Source organism: Flagellimonas sp. 2504JD4-2, assembly GCF_053642935.1.
The window spans coordinates 852337-869846 of the sequence record NZ_JBSIOV010000001.1 but is presented as its reverse complement, the minus strand read 5'-3'; the positions used below and the strand labels follow the sequence as shown (position 1 = coordinate 869846).

11 protein-coding genes are annotated in these 17510 nt (G+C 41.2%); 5 read left to right on the top strand and 6 right to left on the bottom strand.

Features of this window, described 5'->3' with window-relative positions:
• The first annotated feature begins 68 nt into the window (after positions 1–68).
• Complete coding sequence (gene glpK / locus ACULLH_RS04045; protein WP_454087444.1) at positions 69–1565, top strand: glycerol kinase GlpK; 1497 nt, start codon at positions 69–71, stop codon at positions 1563–1565.
• An 11-nt stretch (positions 1566–1576) separates the two neighbouring features.
• Positions 1577–2305 carry an MIP/aquaporin family protein gene (locus ACULLH_RS04040; RefSeq protein ID WP_454087443.1) on the top strand — a complete coding sequence of 243 codons (729 nt, stop codon included), beginning with the start codon at positions 1577–1579 and terminating at the stop codon, positions 2303–2305.
• Between the two features lie 3 nt (positions 2306–2308).
• Here ACULLH_RS04040 and ACULLH_RS04035 read toward each other — a convergent pair whose 3' ends face one another.
• Positions 2309–3580 carry an NAD(P)/FAD-dependent oxidoreductase gene (locus ACULLH_RS04035; RefSeq protein WP_454087442.1) on the bottom strand — a complete coding sequence of 424 codons (1272 nt, stop codon included), beginning with the start codon at positions 3578–3580 and terminating at the stop codon, positions 2309–2311.
• Positions 3580–4335, bottom strand: coding sequence for a glycerophosphodiester phosphodiesterase (locus ACULLH_RS04030; RefSeq protein WP_454087441.1), 756 nt, complete (start codon positions 4333–4335; stop codon positions 3580–3582). The genes ACULLH_RS04035 and ACULLH_RS04030 overlap by 1 nt, the downstream gene beginning before the upstream one ends.
• Before the next feature lie 188 nt (positions 4336–4523).
• On the opposite strand from ACULLH_RS04030, the gene ACULLH_RS04025 reads away from it, so the two are divergent.
• A complete protein-coding gene (locus ACULLH_RS04025) occupies positions 4524–4946 on the top strand; it encodes a hypothetical protein (RefSeq protein WP_454087440.1) in 423 nt (140 codons plus the stop codon).
• 53 nt (positions 4947–4999) lie between these two features.
• On the opposite strand, the gene ACULLH_RS04020 is transcribed toward ACULLH_RS04025, so the two are convergent.
• Genes ACULLH_RS04020 through ACULLH_RS04010 form a run of 3 tightly spaced genes read right to left on the bottom strand, consistent with a single transcriptional unit; the run spans position 5000 to position 10250 of the window.
• Positions 5000–6871, bottom strand: a complete 1872-nt coding sequence (locus ACULLH_RS04020) for an alpha-amylase family glycosyl hydrolase (RefSeq protein WP_454087439.1) — start codon at positions 6869–6871, stop codon at positions 5000–5002.
• Entirely contained in the window at positions 6868–9171 is a 2304-nt protein-coding gene (locus ACULLH_RS04015) for a glycoside hydrolase family 65 protein (RefSeq protein WP_454087438.1), read from the bottom strand. Before ACULLH_RS04015 ends, ACULLH_RS04020 begins: the two co-directional genes overlap by 4 nt.
• Positions 9172–9230: 59 nt before the next feature.
• Positions 9231–10250, bottom strand: a complete 1020-nt coding sequence (locus ACULLH_RS04010) for a LacI family DNA-binding transcriptional regulator (RefSeq protein ID WP_454087437.1) — start codon at positions 10248–10250, stop codon at positions 9231–9233.
• A 381-nt stretch (positions 10251–10631) separates the two neighbouring features.
• Here ACULLH_RS04010 and ACULLH_RS04005 point away from each other — a divergent pair, with 381 nt between their 5' ends.
• Together ACULLH_RS04005 and ACULLH_RS04000 are read left to right on the top strand one after the other, a co-directional pair.
• A complete protein-coding gene (locus ACULLH_RS04005) occupies positions 10632–13793 on the top strand; it encodes a SusC/RagA family TonB-linked outer membrane protein (protein ID WP_454087436.1) in 3162 nt (1053 codons plus the stop codon).
• Positions 13794–13811: 18 nt separating this feature from the next.
• Complete coding sequence (locus ACULLH_RS04000; RefSeq protein WP_454087435.1) at positions 13812–15437, top strand: RagB/SusD family nutrient uptake outer membrane protein; 1626 nt, start codon at positions 13812–13814, stop codon at positions 15435–15437.
• Positions 15438–15799: 362 nt separating this feature from the next.
• Here ACULLH_RS04000 and ACULLH_RS03995 read toward each other — a convergent pair whose 3' ends face one another.
• Positions 15800–17452, bottom strand: coding sequence for a solute:sodium symporter family transporter (locus tag ACULLH_RS03995; protein WP_454087434.1), 1653 nt, complete (start codon positions 17450–17452; stop codon positions 15800–15802).
• Positions 17453–17510 lie beyond the last annotated feature (58 nt).

Genomic DNA, 17510 nt, shown 5'->3' with positions numbered 1-17510 from the left:
TTGTTAATTAAACTCGATTAGGTTACCCAATTTATTTTATTAAATTCAAGCACGCTAAATTAACCACAATGAGTCAATATATCCTAGCCCTAGATCAAGGCACCACAAGTTCCCGAGCAGTGGTTTTTGACAAAAAGGGAACCATAGTCTCCGTAGCGCAAAAAGAATTTACACAGATTTTTCCCAAACCGGGATGGGTAGAACATGACCCCAATGAGATTTGGGACACCCAATCAGGTATGGTCACTGAAGCGTTGGATAAACAAAAAATAACTGGAGAGCAAATTGCTGCCATAGGTATCACAAATCAACGGGAAACCGTGGTGGTATGGGACAAAAATACCGGAGAGCCTATTTACAATGCCATTGTTTGGCAGGATAAGCGCACTGCTGGCTATTGTGATGCGCTGAAAAGTCAGGGGAAATCACAAATGATTCGTGAAAAAACGGGGTTGGTGATTGACGCCTATTTTTCGGGAACCAAAGTGAAATGGATTCTTGATAATGTTGATGAAGCCAGAAACAAGGCCGAAGCAGGAGATTTGGTTTTGGGAACCATAGATACGTGGTTAATTTGGAAAATGACCAACGGAGCCCTTCATGTTACTGATGTCACCAATGCTTCGCGTTCGTTGCTATTCAATATCAATTCCATGTCATGGGACAAAGAACTTTTGGACTTGTTCAGTATCCCAGAAAGTATGCTTCCTGAGGTAAGACAATCCAGTGAAGTTTATGGAAATACGAGTGGCGATTTTTCTGTTTCCAATGTGCCGATTTCCGGAATAGCCGGAGATCAGCAGGCAGCATTGTTCGGACAAATGTGCACCAAACAGGGAATGGTCAAGAACACCTATGGTACAGGATGTTTTATGTTGATGAATATTGGGGATCAGCCCATTGTATCAAAAAACAATCTACTTACCACCGTTGCGTGGAAAATAAATGGTAAAACTACATACGCCCTTGAGGGCAGTATTTTTATCGCCGGAGCCGTAGTGCAATGGCTCAGGGACAGTCTAAAAGTAATCGAATCTTCCTCGGATGTGGAACAATTGGCTGCTTCCGTGGAAAGTTCCGATGGGGTTTATTTTGTCCCTGCTTTTGCAGGTTTGGGTGCTCCGCATTGGAACCAACATGCGCAGGGAACCATTTTTGGATTGACCCGTGGCAGCACGGATGCCCATATTGCAAGAGCGGCATTGGAATCTATAGCATATCAAACCATGGACATCCTAAAGGCTATGGAAGCGGATTCTGGAATTTCGGTCAAAGAACTTCGTGTTGATGGCGGTGCTACCGTGAACAATATGCTCATGCAATTTCAAGCCGATGTATTGAACACTTCAACGGTTCGACCCAAAATTGTTGAGACTACAGTAATGGGAGCCGCGTATTTGGCCGGATTGGCGGTCGGCTTTTGGAAAAGCCCAGAGGAAATTCAGGACATTTGGCAAACTGACACCCATTTTAATCCTTCACAGGAAAGGGAAACCATAGAAGCAGGAATCAAAGGATGGTACAAGGCCATCGATGCCCTAGAACATTGGACCAAGAATAACTAAACCAAAATAATATGACTCCTTTTATTGCCGAGATTGTCGGCACGTTCTTATTGATTTTATTGGGCGTTGGCGTAAATGCCAATGTCTCATTAAAAAATACTTATGGAAATAATTCTGGTTGGATCGTGATTACCACCGGATGGGCTTTTGCTGTTTATACCGGTGTCGTTGTTGCTGGCCCTTACAGCGGAGCGCATATGAATCCAGCGGTTACCATTGGCCTTGCCCTTGCCGGTGAGTTTCCTATATTTGATGTTCCCAATTATATTTTGGCGCAATTTATTGGAGCCATGCTAGGTGCATTCTTTGTATGGCTGGTGAACAAGCCTCAATTTGAAGCTACGGAAGACGGCAACACCAAAAGAGGGGTTTTTTGTACCGCTCCAGCCATTTCAAATACTTTCACCAATGTTTTGTCAGAAGCACTGGGCACCTTTGTTTTGGTTTTTGCAGTACTCTATTTTACGGACGCCGTTTCAACCAAAGACAATACCATAATAGGCCTTGGATCCTTGGGTGCTTTACCAGTTGCCATTATTGTCTGGAGCATTGGGTTGTCCCTAGGAGGAACAACCGGTTATGCAATCAATCCTGCACGGGATTTGGGACCAAGAATTGTTCATGCTCTGTTACCGATTAAAAACAAAGGTTCAAACGGATGGGGGTATTCCTGGGTTCCGGTTGTGGGGCCAATATTGGGAGCTGCCATTGCCGCCGGAATGGCAATCTATCTTGGTTAAGTTTCAATTCGAAGTAATGGCTTGGGCAGCAATATAAGCGCCGGTCCAGGCATTTTGAAAATTGAACCCTCCCGTGATGGCGTCAACGTTGATGATTTCACCCGCAAAATAAAGGCCTGGAAGTTTTTTACTTTCAAAGGCTTTAAAGTTGATTTCTTTTAAATCAACACCACCGGCTGTCACAAATTCTTCTTTGAAGGTACTTTTCCCCCGTACCTTAAAGGAGCATTCGGTCAATTGCAATGCCAAGTTTTGAAGTTGTTCTTTGGTAACATCCGCCCATTTCAAGTCTCTTTCAATTCCTGCAGCGCCCACCAAATTCGTCCATAGCCTTCTGGGGATATCGACTGCTTTGGTCCTCAAAACTGTCTTTTTCGGCTCAACATCCTTGACCTTCCTTAAGTAGTTTTCCATTGACCCTGTGGAATAATCCGGAGTCCAATTCACATTCACCCGAAACCTATAATTATACTGATGTAAAATGTTGGCCCCCCATGCTGAAAGTTTAAGAATTGCCGGACCACTAAGACCCCAATGCGTAATCAAGACCGGACCCTCTGATTCCAATACCGGTTCTTCCCGGTTTACACTTTTAAGTTTGATCTTGATATCAGGAGCGAATACCTTTTTTGATGGAATCTCCACTTCTGCCTGCACACTTATACCCTGAATGCCTTTGATTCTATCGTCATCGATATTAAATGTGAACAAGGAAGGTACCGGAGGGACGATATTGTGCCCGAGCTGTTCGAGCATTTTCCATATTTTGGGATTACTCCCGGTGGTTAGGAGTAGTTTGCTGGCAACATAATGTTTGTTCATTGTGGTTACCTGCCAACCTTCTCTTTTTTCAGTTCTTTTTATCTGTTTTACGGCACTGTTCTTTAGCATGGTTATGCCCAAACGTTTGATTTCTTGCAAGAAACAGTCAATAATCGATTGTGATGAATTGCTCTGAGGAAAAACACGTCCATCGTCCTCGATTTTCAAGGGAACTCCACGTTCTTCAAAGAAGGACATCACGTCACCTGGGGCATGCTTATGAAACGGTCCCAAAAGTTCTTTTTGACCTCTTGGATAATGGGTAACAAGTTCACTCGCCAAAAATTCCGCATGGGTCACATTACAACGCCCACCACCGGAAACTTTAACTTTGGAAAGCACAGTTTTCCCTCTTTCAAAAATGGCTATTTTAAGGTGTGGTGCCCTTTCTGCAATATGGATGGCAGCATAAAATCCGGCGGCCCCACCTCCAACTATAATAACATCAAACATTAATGCACGCGCTCCGGGTAGTTGGAAATTATACCATCCACTCCTAAATCCTTCATTTTTTGTATATCCTCAGCCTCATTGACCGTCCATGTATAGATCTTGAAGTTTTCTTTGTGAATTTCCGCTACATTTTCCTCATTCAAGGTTTTAAAATCAGGATTTATAGCTACCGCCTTCAACTCTTTGGCCATAGCAATAGCATCCAAAGGATTTTCCTCCGTCAAAACAGCAATCTTGATGTTATTGTTCAGCTGGCGAAATTTCTCCAATTCATCCCACCTAAAACTGGAAATGATGAAATTTTCTGCATCCCAACCTCTTGAACTACTGTAATAATCCGTGATAAAGTTCACCCTATCCGAAGTATCCGCGCCTTTCAATTCGATATTCAAAGCAACTTGGTTGTCGATTAATTTCAAGACATCCTGCAATAGCGGAATCTTGTGGTTTCCATCCAAAACAAGCTGTTTCATATCCACAACATTGTAATCTTCAATACGTCCGCCTCCATTGGTCAACCTTTCTACCCTCTCATCATGAAACACAACTATCTCTCCGCTTTCAATTTTGAACACATCGATTTCGATCATATCAACACCCAGATCCAAAGCCTTTTGAATCGAGGCCAAAGTGTTTTCCGTTTCATGTCCCATCGCTCCCCGATGTCCAATAACCAAAGTGGTATCTGTCATAGTGCAACCAATTAACAAAAAAGAGGCCATTGCAGCCTTCATTAGGTGTAGTTTTATTTTCATTTTTTGGATTTGAATTAGTCCTTAAAAATACAATATGAAATTGATATTCTAAGTACAAACCAAAATGTAAAACTGATACAATTTTAACTTGATAATACGAATTTGATATTTTTATATATCACTTTTTATCAATATGTTAAAATATATTTAATACTTTTGCCGAATTAATAACCAATAAAATAACTAGCATGTTTTCAAAATCTAATTTGATCGCAACTGTGGTAGCCACAATTGTGATGTTCGTTCTTGGATACCTATTATGGGGAATGGCCGCAGAAAGTCTAATGGGCGATCACGTTATTACCAACGTAATGAAAGATCCACCAGATTTTCTCTTCATCGTTTTAGGAAACCTTGTTTCAGCATTTGCCTTAAGCAATCTTTATGGTAAATGGGCGCGCGGACATCACAGCGCAAAAGAAGGAGCAGAATTCGGAGCTTGGATTAGCCTTTTTGCTGGTCTGGGAACTGCCTTGATCTGGTATGCCACTGCCAACATGTTTGATTTGACTGGTCATTTGATTGACTTTGTTTTGGCCTTAATATTTTTTGTGGTCACAGGTGTTGTCATTGCAATTGTACATCAAAAAACAGCAACAAAAGAGGGGTAAAGTAAACTAACCGACCCTAAACCATAGGTGGATTGCTTTGCAATCCACTTTTTTTATTCCTTTACCTTAAATATAAACGATTCCAAAGGTTGAAGGGTCATTGCAATACTTCCTAGGTTCCCCTTCACTGAAAGTGTGGCATCCGCCGCATTGTAAAGTGCTTCTTCCAGTGGATAATCACCTGCTCGCAGTTCCCATTTCTCAATAACATCGGCCGGAATCTTTAAATCAAAAGTATAGGAATCTGCATCATCAAAATTGGATATGACAATCAGTTTTTCATTTTCGGACCAACGCACATAGGACAATACTTTATGGTTATAGTTTTCTGTATTGTCTTTATTGAAAAAATGGATTTCCTGGTATTCGCCCATTAGGGCATCGCTGTTGATGGTAAAATTCAAAAGTCGTTTGTAAAAATCACGAAGGTCTTTTTCATGGTCGGATAGTTGTCCGCCATCAAACTTTTTGTTGTTCATCCAACGCTGATGGTGGGGTACACCGATATAGTCGAATATGGACGTGCGGGACGGTTTTCCGAATCCGGCTTCTTCCGCCCCTGGCTCGCCGACCTCTTGTCCAAAATATATCATTGTTGGTGAGGTGCTAATGGTTGCCGATACCACCATGGCCGGCTTGCCCAGTTCAGCTTTTCCGGCAAAATCGGGACTGGCTATTCGTTGTTCATCATGATTCTCCAAAAAATGGAGCATATGGTGCTCTATGTCCGCCATTCCTTTTTGGACAACGGGAATGTGATCTGTCCATCCGTAGCCTTTCATGATATGTTTTATGCTATCGTACAGCTCCACCTTATCATAGAGGTAATCCATTTTTCCCTTGTGGATGTAATCACGATAAAGACTTGGGTTGTACACCTCAGCCAATAAAAAAGCATCAGGGTTTTTCATTTTGATGTTGGAATTGAGATAGCTCCAAAATTCAACAGGGACCATTTCTGCCATATCAAATCTGAACCCATCAACCCCAAAATCCAACCAGTATGAGGCAATATCCCTAAACTTGATCCAAGAATCCGGAACGGTTTTTTCGCTCCAAAATGAAAAATGCGCTTTGTAATCTTCTTGTTCATACCCTTCGGGCAGTTGATCAAAATCCTCTGTTCCATCGGATCTAACTCCATAATTCACTTTCACCGTCTCGTACCAATCGTTGAAATGGGGCTGAGCCAATCTAGATCCATTTCCGGTCCACTTGGCGGGAACTTCATCAAACTTTCCATCTACAATAGCATGGCTCTCTCCTCCTAGGGGTAAATAACCATCTTGCCATTCCGGCACCGTGAACGGGGTATTGGGAACATAATAGAAGTTGTTGTTCTTGGCATATTCGATTGAAGTATCGTCATCCGCTCCAAAATCCGAAACTCCATCCGGATTGGTCAATCCCTCATAGTTTCGCGCAACATGGTTGGGAACGATGTCAATAATAACCTTCATCCCAGCATGATGTGTCCGCTCTATGAGTTCCTTGAATTCCTCTAACCTCTTGGACGGGTCCAGAGCCAGGTCAGGATTAACATTGTAATAATCCTTTACCGCGTAAGGAGATCCAGCGCGCCCTTTTACCACATCGGGGTCATCATTGGAAATTCCATAGGCCGTATAATCATTGATCAACGCATGATGGGGAACTCCTGTGTACCATACATGTGTAATGCCCAACTCCTTTATTTCCTGTAACGCTTTTTCGGTAAAATCGGCAAACTTCCCAACTCCATTATCTTCAATGGTTCCCCAAGGTTTGTTAGTGGTATTTGTATTTCCAAAAAGTCTTGTAAAAACCTGATAAACAACAGTTTTTTTCTTCATTGTGGATTCAACGGGTTTTTTATCGGTTTTTTGTTCGCATGACAGTGCAACTCCAAGTATTATAAAAGTAATACTATAGAGGATTTTTTTCATGCCTTAACAGTTTCCCCTGGGGTTAAGGTTACAGGTTTGCCATTTACTTGTATGGTGAGTTCCTTATCTCCGGTTACCCCAAAACTCACGTCACTTTCAGAAACCGTAATTGTTACGATTTGATTTCTGAAATTAATTTTAAAAGAAAAGGATTCCCATTGTTTAGGCATCTGTGGTGTAAAACAAAGTTGGTCGTTTTTGACACGCATTCCTCCGAACCCTTCCACAATGCTCATCCAAGTTCCCGCCATTGAGGTAATATGCAAGCCTTCTTCCACTTCTTTATTGTAATCGTCCAAATCCAATCGTGACGTTCTCAAATAAAAAGTATAGGCTTGCTCCATTCGACCCAACTTGGCGGCCTGTATGCTATGCACACAAGGAGAAAGTGAGGATTCATGTACTGTGAAAGGTTCATAAAAATCGAAATGCTTTTTTAAGTCCTCATCGCTAAAATCATTTTCGAAGAAATAAAATCCTTGAAGCACATCGGCTTGTTTTATGTAAGGGGAGCGCAATATTCTATCCCAACTCCATTTTTGGTTAATGGGTCGCTCCGATTTTTTAAGATCATTCACCTTAATCAGCACCTTGTCCAAAAAGCCGTCTTGTTGTAAGAACACCCCATGTTTTTCAGAATAGGGAAAATACATATTGCTGGCCACTTTGAGCCAATCCTCAGTTTCAGAAGCTGCTATCTTCGTTTTTGAGGATATGCGCTGATAATCCTCGGGGTATTTCTCTTTGACCACATTCAATTGCTCGGCTGTATATTCTAAACACCATTTGGCCGTGTAGTTGGTGTACCAGTTGTTATTGACATTATTCTCATACTCATTTGGGCCAGTAACCCCCAACATGACGTATTTACCCTTGTCCTCCGAAAAATTAACTCTCTGGTACCAGAAACGTGCTATGCCGATCAGCACTTCCAGCCCCATCTTTGGAATATAACTGTAATCTCCAGTGAACCGGTGGTAGTTATGGATAGCAAACGCAATAGCTCCGTTACGATGGATCTCCTCAAAAGTGATTTCCCATTCGTTATGGCATTCCTCCCCATTCATGGTCACCATAGGATATAGGGCAGCTCCATTTATAAAACCAAGTTTTTCTGCATTTTCTATCGCCTTTTCCAAATGATTGTACCTGTACTCCAGGAGACTCCATGCCACTTCTTGGTTTTTAGTAGCCATGTAGAAAGGCAAACAATACGCCTCAGTATCCCAGTAGGTGCTTCCTCCGTATTTTTCGCCAGTAAAACCTTTTGGCCCAATATTTAGACGTGAGTCCCTACCTAGATAGGTTTGATTTAACTGAAAAATATTGAATCTGATTCCTTGTTGGGCTTTGGTATCACCCTCGATGGTAATATCGCTCATCTCCCATATTTTGGCCCAGGCATCCTTTTGTTTTTGAAGCAGGTTGTCAAAACCAATATCATCAACTTGTTTCAAAACATTCTTTGCAGCTTGCACCAATTCAGATCCATTATGGTTTCTTGAAACGGTATAGCCTCCATATTTGATGAGGGATACTTTTCCACCTTTTGAAATCTTTCCTTCAAAATCAAGAGAAATATAGGTGTCAGCCTGTTTACCTATTTTGGGTTCCAATGATTTCCCTGAATATTCGGCTTCCGCACCCATATAAGTGCAGGTGGCAAAATTGGTTTTCATGGTATGGGCCTCAATGAAGGCACTTTTTCCTTCATGTTTAACCCCGGTGGTATTCCAGAACTTATCATCCCAGTTGGTGTCCTCATTGGTTATTCCACTATCCAAATAAGGTGACAGTCGCACTGAAGCATCAGCATTGAGTAATTCTATTTCCATTTTTATGGCGCCGACCTCATCGATATCCAAACTTAAAAATCTGATGATATTTGTAGAAATTTCTATTCCATTGGAGAGTGTTGCAACAAAACTTCGTTGATACCACCCTTCTTTCATGTTAAGTTCGCGTTTGAAACTTGAGACCTTATCGCAGGTATTCAAGTCCAACCGCACATCATCAATGTAAACATCAATACCAATCCAGTTTGGTGCATTTAATACTTTGGCAAAGTATTCAGGGTATCCATTCTTCCACCAGCCCACCCTGGTCTTGTCCGGGTAGTATACCCCGGCAATGTAACTTCCCTGAAATGTCTCGCCAGAATAGTGCTCTTCAAAATTGGCCCGCTGTCCCATGGCACCATTGCCAATACTGAAGAGGCTTTCTGAGGATTTGACCGTTTCCCGATCAAAATTATCTTCGATAATGGACCACGGGTCCACCTTTATATAGTCTTGGTTCATTATTAATTATAGTAAGCGTTAGTTAGTAAACAAATTCGTCCTTAAAAAAGGCGATGAACTTAGTTGATTGTGGAGTTTCTAATCACCAATGTCGGTTCCAAAATTTTAGTTTGGAAAGATTCCTCTTCTTTTTCGCTTTCCACTTTATCTATCAGCATTTGGGCTGAAATCTCCCCCATTTTTTCTCCATGCTGGGCCACAACGGTTAGACTGGGGTTTGCATATTTTGACAGTTTCCCGTCGGTAAATCCAATAAAAGAAATGTCCTCTGGAATGTTAAGTCCCCTTTCTTGCACCAAGCGCATACTGTACACGGTAAAAATCTCATTTACGCAGAGTACCGCATCCACCTCATTGGTCTCAAAAAATTTCTGAATGCTTTCCTCGTCCATTTCCATGGTCGATAGCTTTAGAATCCTAGAATCATCAACCTCAATATTGCTTTCCTGTAGTGCCTTACGATACCCTTGCGATCTGGCTTTGCTTACACTGAGATAGTCATCAGTGGTTATAAGCGCTATTTTCCTTCTTCCTTGGTCTATCAGCTTTTTTGTTGCGATGTAACCACCCAATTGATCATCAATTATTACTTTATCGCAATCTATTTCATTGGTGATACGGTCGAACAATACTACGGGTATTCCCTGCTCCGTTACCTCTTTTAAATGATTATAGTCCCCTTTCTGTTGGGTTTCCGAAGAAAGCGACATGATGAACCCGTCAATACTTCCATTGGCCAACATTTCCATATTGATGACCTCTTTGTCAAAAGACTCCTCGGAAAGGCACACAATAACATTGTAACCCCTTGCATTTGCATACTTCTCAATACCGCGGATCACCGTGGTGAAAAAATGGTGCACAATGGCCGGAATCACAACACCAATATTCTTGGTTCTCTTGTTCTTCAGACTGATGGCGATATTGTTTGGCTTATAGTTGTATAGCTTGGCAAAAGCCTGAACTTTTTCTTTTGTATCCCTACTTATTTCCTCACTGTTCTTAAGCGCCTTCGAAACTGTGGAAATCGAAACTTCCAGTTCTCTTGCAATATCCTTTAAGGTAATTTTCGCTTTCAAAAATGTTCTAAGTTTTGACTGTACAATTTAGTGCTAAATTTTGAAATATCTCATTTCACATTGCAACAATACATTTTTGACTTTATGTTTTAATGAAAGGTTAAAAAAATGAAACGAAATCCTTTCCGATTGTAAAATTTCTAGAAAAAATAAAAATGGTATATTAGCCGAAAAATTACATTTTTCCTTATATTCTTATAGCAAAGTTGTGATTTGAACAAAATAATTGCTTAAATTTTGTCAAGCTTTCACAACATCTAAAGTTATTAACACGAAACCGTTTTCGTAACATACGATTATATGGTTGGATTTCGAATAATACTTTTTTTGCATATGTTTAACACTTGAATTAAAATTAACTAAACTTAAAATTAATTATTTATGAAGATTACGCTACTAAAAAGCCTAATGTTGCTTGGGGCATTCATATGCTTCAATGCGGCCAAGGCACAGACGGTATCAGGTACTGTTTCTGATGCCAATGGTCCGCTACCAGGAGCTAGTGTCTTGGTGCAGGGCACTACAAATGGTACCCAGTCGGATTTTGATGGTAATTACACGCTGAACGACGTAGACAACGGTTCAGTGTTGGTCTTCAGTTATATTGGTTTCAGCTCACAGCAAATCACGTATAACGGACAGGCGACCATCAATGTAACGCTTCAAGAGGACGCAACTGCTCTCGATGAGGTCGTAATTATTGGTTATGGTTCAACAACCGTAAAAGATGCAACAGGTTCTGTTGCCGCTGTGACATCTGAAGATTTCAACGGCGGGGTAATTTCCTCTCCTGAACAGTTGATCCAAGGTAAGACCGCGGGTGTAAATATTGCACAGACCAGTGGTGAACCCGGTGCTGGTATCCAAGTTAATATTAGGGGTGCAAACTCGGTACGTGCCAACAACAATCCGTTGTTTGTCGTTGACGGAGTACCTCTTTTTGGACAAAATACGGATGCCGCGGGTACATCAGGAATTAGTAGTACTCCAGGGGTAAGTGGAAACTCCGCAACTGGTAACCCACTGAACTTTTTGAATCCCAATGATATCGAAAGTATCAGTATCTTAAAGGATGCCTCCGCAACCGCTATTTATGGTTCCAGGGGAGCCAATGGTGTTGTTATCATTACTACTAAAAGTGGAAAAGCAGGTTCTGGCGGATCTCTTGAATTCAGTACTAACTTGAGTATATCAACTCCTGTAAGAGAGCATGACCTATTAGATAGAGATGGTTTTCTTAACGCTATCACTGCTTCTGGTGGAAATGCAGCCGGTGTAGATTTTGGAGGCAATACGGATTGGCAAAATGCTGTGCTTAGAACATCTGTTTCCAATTCGAGTAACATTGCCTATTCACATAACTATGGCTCTGGAAATGTTAGAGCTACCTTTGGTTATCAAGATCAATTTGGTGTAGTGGAGAAGTCTGAATTCGAAAGAATAACAGGAAGAATAAATTGGAATCAAAGATTTTTGGATGACAAATTAAAAATAAGTATCCAAAGTTCCATTTCTAGAACAAATAGAGGACAACCTCCATTAGAAGGTGGTTCTGGATTTAGGGGTGATATTTTAGGAGCAGCATATTCTGCGAATCCAACCATTCCAAATGACCCTACTATTGATCCAGGAGGCGGACTTTTGAATGCAGCCAATTACCTTGAAAATATCCAAAACGAAACTACTACCGATAGGATATTGATTAACGGATCTATTGAATACGATTTTACATCTGAACTGACCGGTAAGATAAATTTAGGTTACGATACCTCTGATAGTGACAATGTTTCGGTTTTGTCAGGAGATATTTTCAATGTTGATGGTGTCCAAGGAATTGGAGCAGGAACATTCAATCGTCTTGAACGCGAAAACCAACTTCTTGAAGCTACCCTAAGCTATGCAAAGGAGTTTGACAATTCCAATTTAGATGTGGTTGTTGGATATGCCTTCCAGGATTTTAGAACCTTTGGATTCAACAGTGCAGCTAGAGGCTTTGGAACCACTGTACTTGATGAAATGAGCAGAGATTTGACTACAACCGTGAATAGTGCGGTCAATTCGATTTCCGGCTCTTTCCAACAATTTTACTATGCTCCAAACAGAGCGGATTTGACAATTAACCGTCTCTTCCCTAATCCAGTTACCGAGAATGTCGGATTCCAGTTTAGAAGAGGGGTACAAGCTTTGGTCTATGATAACTTTGACAACACTGATGAACTTCAATCATTCTTCGGAAGGGTAAATTACAGCATTGCCGGTAAATACCTTTTTACTGCAACAATGAGGGCTGATGGTTCATCTAGGTTCGGTCCAGAAAATCAATATGGATACTTCCCTTCAGGTGCATTTGCATGGCAATTGGCCGAAGAAGATTTTGTAGGAGACTCTTTTTCCACATTGAAATTAAGACTTAGTGCCGGTATCACAGGTAACCAAGATGGTCTTGGATTTGGACAGTTTGTCGCAAGACAGCGTTACAGCGCTCTTACACTTGAAGATAATATTAGTAATGGAGGAACTATCGATAGCGAAAATGGTTTGTCCATTGTAGCAACTGATCAGCCAAACCTGCGCTGGGAGGAAACTCTTGATTTTAACATTGGTTTGGATTTTGGTTTTAACGATGATAGATTTAATGGTAGTATTGATGTGTATCGAAGGGATACTCAAGATATCTTGTTACAGACTCCACCGGCAGCTCCTTCCATTAATCCATTCCAATTTGGAAACGTGGATGCCAGTGTGATCAACCAAGGTGTTGAAGTTGCTTTAAACTATGATTTCATCCAGTCAGATGATACTTCTTTCTCCGCTGGATTCAACATTGCATATAACGAAAATGAGATTAAGGATTTTGATGGATCGATCAACTTAGGTCCAATTAATGGTCCTGGTCTATCTGGTGCCTTCGCACAACGTTTTCAGGCAGGTCAACCACTTTTCTCTTATTACGTAGCCATTTTCGAAGGATTTGACGGAAGTGGAAATCCAGTTTACACCGATATCGATGGTAATGGCGTAGGTGATCCCGATGCCGATAAAACTTTTGTTGGTGAGGATGGTCTTCCTGATGTTACTTCCGGTCTATCTCTGAATTTCAGCCATAAAAACTGGGATGTGAGCACATATTTCGCAGGGCAGTTTGGTTTCTCCGTATATAACAATACAGCAAATGCCTTGTTCAATGCCGGACAGTTGAATACTTCTCGTAACGTAACTGTTGCTGCTGCCAATGCTGGAGAATCTCCCAATGCATCAACTGCGGTTTCCACAAGATTTTTGGAAAAAGGTGATTTTGTAAGATTACAGAACGCAACCGTTGGCTATAATGTGCCTCTTAGTGAAGGTAGCGTATTCAAAAGTCTGAAACTTTCAGTGACAGGTCAGAACCTATTCTTGATAACCGACTATAGTGGAATTGATCCTGAAGTAACTACCAATACCGGTCAGTTAAACTCAGCTGCCCTACCAAGTAGAGGTATTGATTGGACGGCTTTCCCAAATCCAAGGACTGTTACTTTTGGTATAAATGCATCATTTTAATAAAAAAATTGTAGAATCATGAAAAGAAATCGAAGTATAATTTACACGCTATCCCTTCTGGTTGTGGCAGGACTCTCGTCCTGTACCGACTTGGAGATTGAAGAATCGGATTCGTTTATTGATGAAGGCTTCCAAGGTCTTGCCAATACGTCATCTGCCGTGACAGGTTTATATGGATCGGTAAGTGGTCATTTGGGAGACCAAGCAAATATCTATGCTCTAAGAGAAGTTACCACAGACGCTTTACTTATCCCAACAAGGGGTGCTGACTGGGGTGATAACGGACGTTGGAGAAAATTGCACCAACATGAATGGGGCTTGGAAGAAGGAGATATCATTACTCCTTTTGATAACTGGAATGCCCGTCAGCTTGATGCATCACAAATCTTGGATTCAAGAAGTAATGCCTCCGCAGGTGAGGCTGCAGATGCACATTTTTTAAGAGCATATGCAATGTGGTCAATCTTGGACCTTTACGGTCAAGTTCCTTTTAGGGACACACAACTACCGTCCACTTCGGTACCTGAGGTATTGACTGGAGCTACAGCCGTAGATTTTATCTTGGCTGATTTGGATGCTGCGATAGCAGGTTTGCCAACAACCGCTGCAGGTAGTGGTGCGGCTTTGAATAGAGGAAGTAAGGCTGCCGCGAGATTTTTGAAAGCCAAAGTGCTTTTGAACCGTCATATTTATGACAACCAACAAACTGGTGGTGGTGGTTCTCCAAATGCTGCGGATATGAATGAAGTAATATCTTTGGTAGATGCTATCACTGCTGATGGATTTGCTCTTCAAGCAGGTTATTTTGACCTTTTCAAGCAAAGCGACGACAATGAAACCATCTGGTGGACAGAATCAGGTGTAGGAAATCGTATTTTCAACGGCCTTCACTACAATTCAACTTCCATTGGTGGTGGCGGTTGGAATGGATTCAGTACGTTGGCTGAATATTTTGACCTATTTGAAGGAGACCCAAACAGTAATAATGTTGATTTGGACTTGACACCACAAGACGGTCAGGAAGAACGAAGAGGTGGTGTGCCTAACATGGGACTTGCTTTTACCAATAGAGATGACACTGCCGACAATGGAGGTTTCGAAGATGGATCTAATGTTGGTTTCGGATTCTTACTAGGCCAGCAATACGATTTAGATGGTACTCCGCTAGAAGATCGACAAGGTGCTCCTTTAGTATTTTCAAGAGAGTTTGTCGATGGTGATGGAGCTCCAAATCTTATTAACAATGATGAGAAAACCGGTATCCGTGTAATGAAGTATAATCCTCGTTTTGGTGGGTTCACCAGCCATAGTATTCAATTCAGATATTCAGATGCCCATTTGATGAAAGCTGAAGCTCAAATGCGAAGTGGTGGAGACCCAACTGCATTGGTAAATGAACTTCGTGCCATCAGAGGTGTAGCACCAATCGGAAGTGTTAGCGAAACCGATTTGTTTGATGAAAGAGCACGCGAATTGTTCGTGGAAGGTTGGAGACGAAACGATATGATTCGTTTTGGTCAATACCTAAGAGACTGGGAATTTAAAGTGTCGAGCGAAATAGCAAACGATACTCGATTGTTGTTCCCAATTCCGCTTCCACAAATATTAGCAAATCCTAACTTGGTACAGAACCCAGGTTACTAAAAGCTTCTCTTAGAATTCTCACAAGAGAGAATAGCGATAATTGAAAAAGGCTGCCGATCGGCAGCCTTTTTTATTTCATAATGTAAGATTACCTTCTCTTAAAATACTCATGGGAAGAAGCTACTTCCTCATATTCACTATTCCTTATCCAATATTGCTCAAACCAGAACAGACCATAGACCTTAAACGCCATTATAGGATATAGCTATAGAATAAAAATCCACACAACTATTACTATTATTCAATCTCGTGTTGTTTATGGAGTACATTTCCCAGAACAATAACATAGAACTATTATAAGAAAAGGGCATCCCTTTACATTGAAAGAATGCCCTCAACTTTGAACTGTTATTTTCTAATAGCTATTTGGCGAAATAAATGTAAATCCCTATCACAATAAAACAGATAATAGCTCCAGCCTGCTTTACATATTTGTAGGGTGTAATCTCAACCTGTTTGGTGTATTGCTGAACAAACGCTTCTTTCTTAGGGTAAAATTTACCTATCAGTAACATGATTCCAGCATTCAACAGAAACAATACGGCCATTACATGCAGATAATGCGGGTAGGCATCTGCCTCTACCAATCGAAGCGCAGCATCATCCGTTATCCCAGAAGCTTTAGCAGCCTCCAACGCCTTCTCCACTCTGTTCGGACCAATAATAAACTGACTAATAATATAAAGTCCTGATCCCAAAAATATAGCAATTTTTGCTGCTATTGCAGGTACACGCTTTGTAAGGTATCCTACCACAATAATGGTTAGAATGGGAATATTATATATTCCATTGATTTCTTGAAGGTAGTTGAACAAACTTCCTGCGTTGGCAATTAATGGTGCAATAAACATTGCCGCAAGGGCCAAACAAACCCCAAATATTTTACCGTACTTCACCACAGTGGCTTCCGAAGCTTCTTTATTGATATGCTGCTTATAAATATCTATTCCGAAAAGGGTTACCGAACTATTCAATACACTATTGAACGAACTTAGAATTGCCCCGAACAAAACAGCCGCAAAAAACCCGACCAAGTATTTTGGCAATACAGCACCTACCAAAGCTGGGTAGGCAACGTCACTTGATTCCAAATTTCCTTCAAAGTAGTGATAGGCAATCATTCCAGGTAATACCAAGATAACGGGGCCCAATATTTTTAGGAAAGACGCCAATAACAATCCTTTCTGACCTTCAGCCAGATTCTTGGCTCCCAACGCCCTTTGTATAATCTGCTGGTTGGTTCCCCAGTAAAACAGTTGCACCAACATCATACCAGTAAAAATCGTGGAGAATGGTACTTCTTGTCCATGATTCCCCGTAGAATCAAATCGTTCAGGATTCGTCGACATCAAAGTATCCAACCCATCAAATACACTTCCATCACCAATGGCCATCAAACCAAAAACAGGAATCAGCACGCCACCAATGATAAGTCCGATTGCATTGATACTATCGGAAACGGCAACGGCTTTCAGTCCACCAAAAACAGCGTATATGGAACCTATAATCCCAATCCCCCAAATACAAATTACCAGAGCTGTAGAATCTGAAACATTGAGCATTTCCGGCACGTTGAACATTCCACTGATTGCCACCGACCCCGAATAAAGAATTACTGGCAACAAGACCACCACATACCCGGTCAAAAATAATCCTGACGTTATTGTTTTTGTGGCAACGTCAAAACGGTCTGCCAAAAATTGTGGCACGGTTGTAAGTCCTCCCTTCAAATATCTGGGCAATAGAAATACCGCTGCCACAATCATTGCTATCGCAGCCAAGGTTTCCCATGCCATTACAGAAAGTCCATCCTTGTAAGCACTTCCATTTAAACCAACAATTTGTTCAGTAGAGAGGTTGGTCAAAAGTAAAGAACCCGCTATAACACCGGCGGTCAGACTTCTCCCTCCCAGAAAATATCCATCTGAAGATTTTTCATTTGTGCTTCGTGTTGCTAAATAAGCAATGACCCCAACAAGTCCCGTAAAGCCCAAAAAAGAAAGTATTCCAATCATAATTAATTTGTGTTTGGTTGTGACCTCTAAATATAGCCCGATTATTTTTTAAAAATGA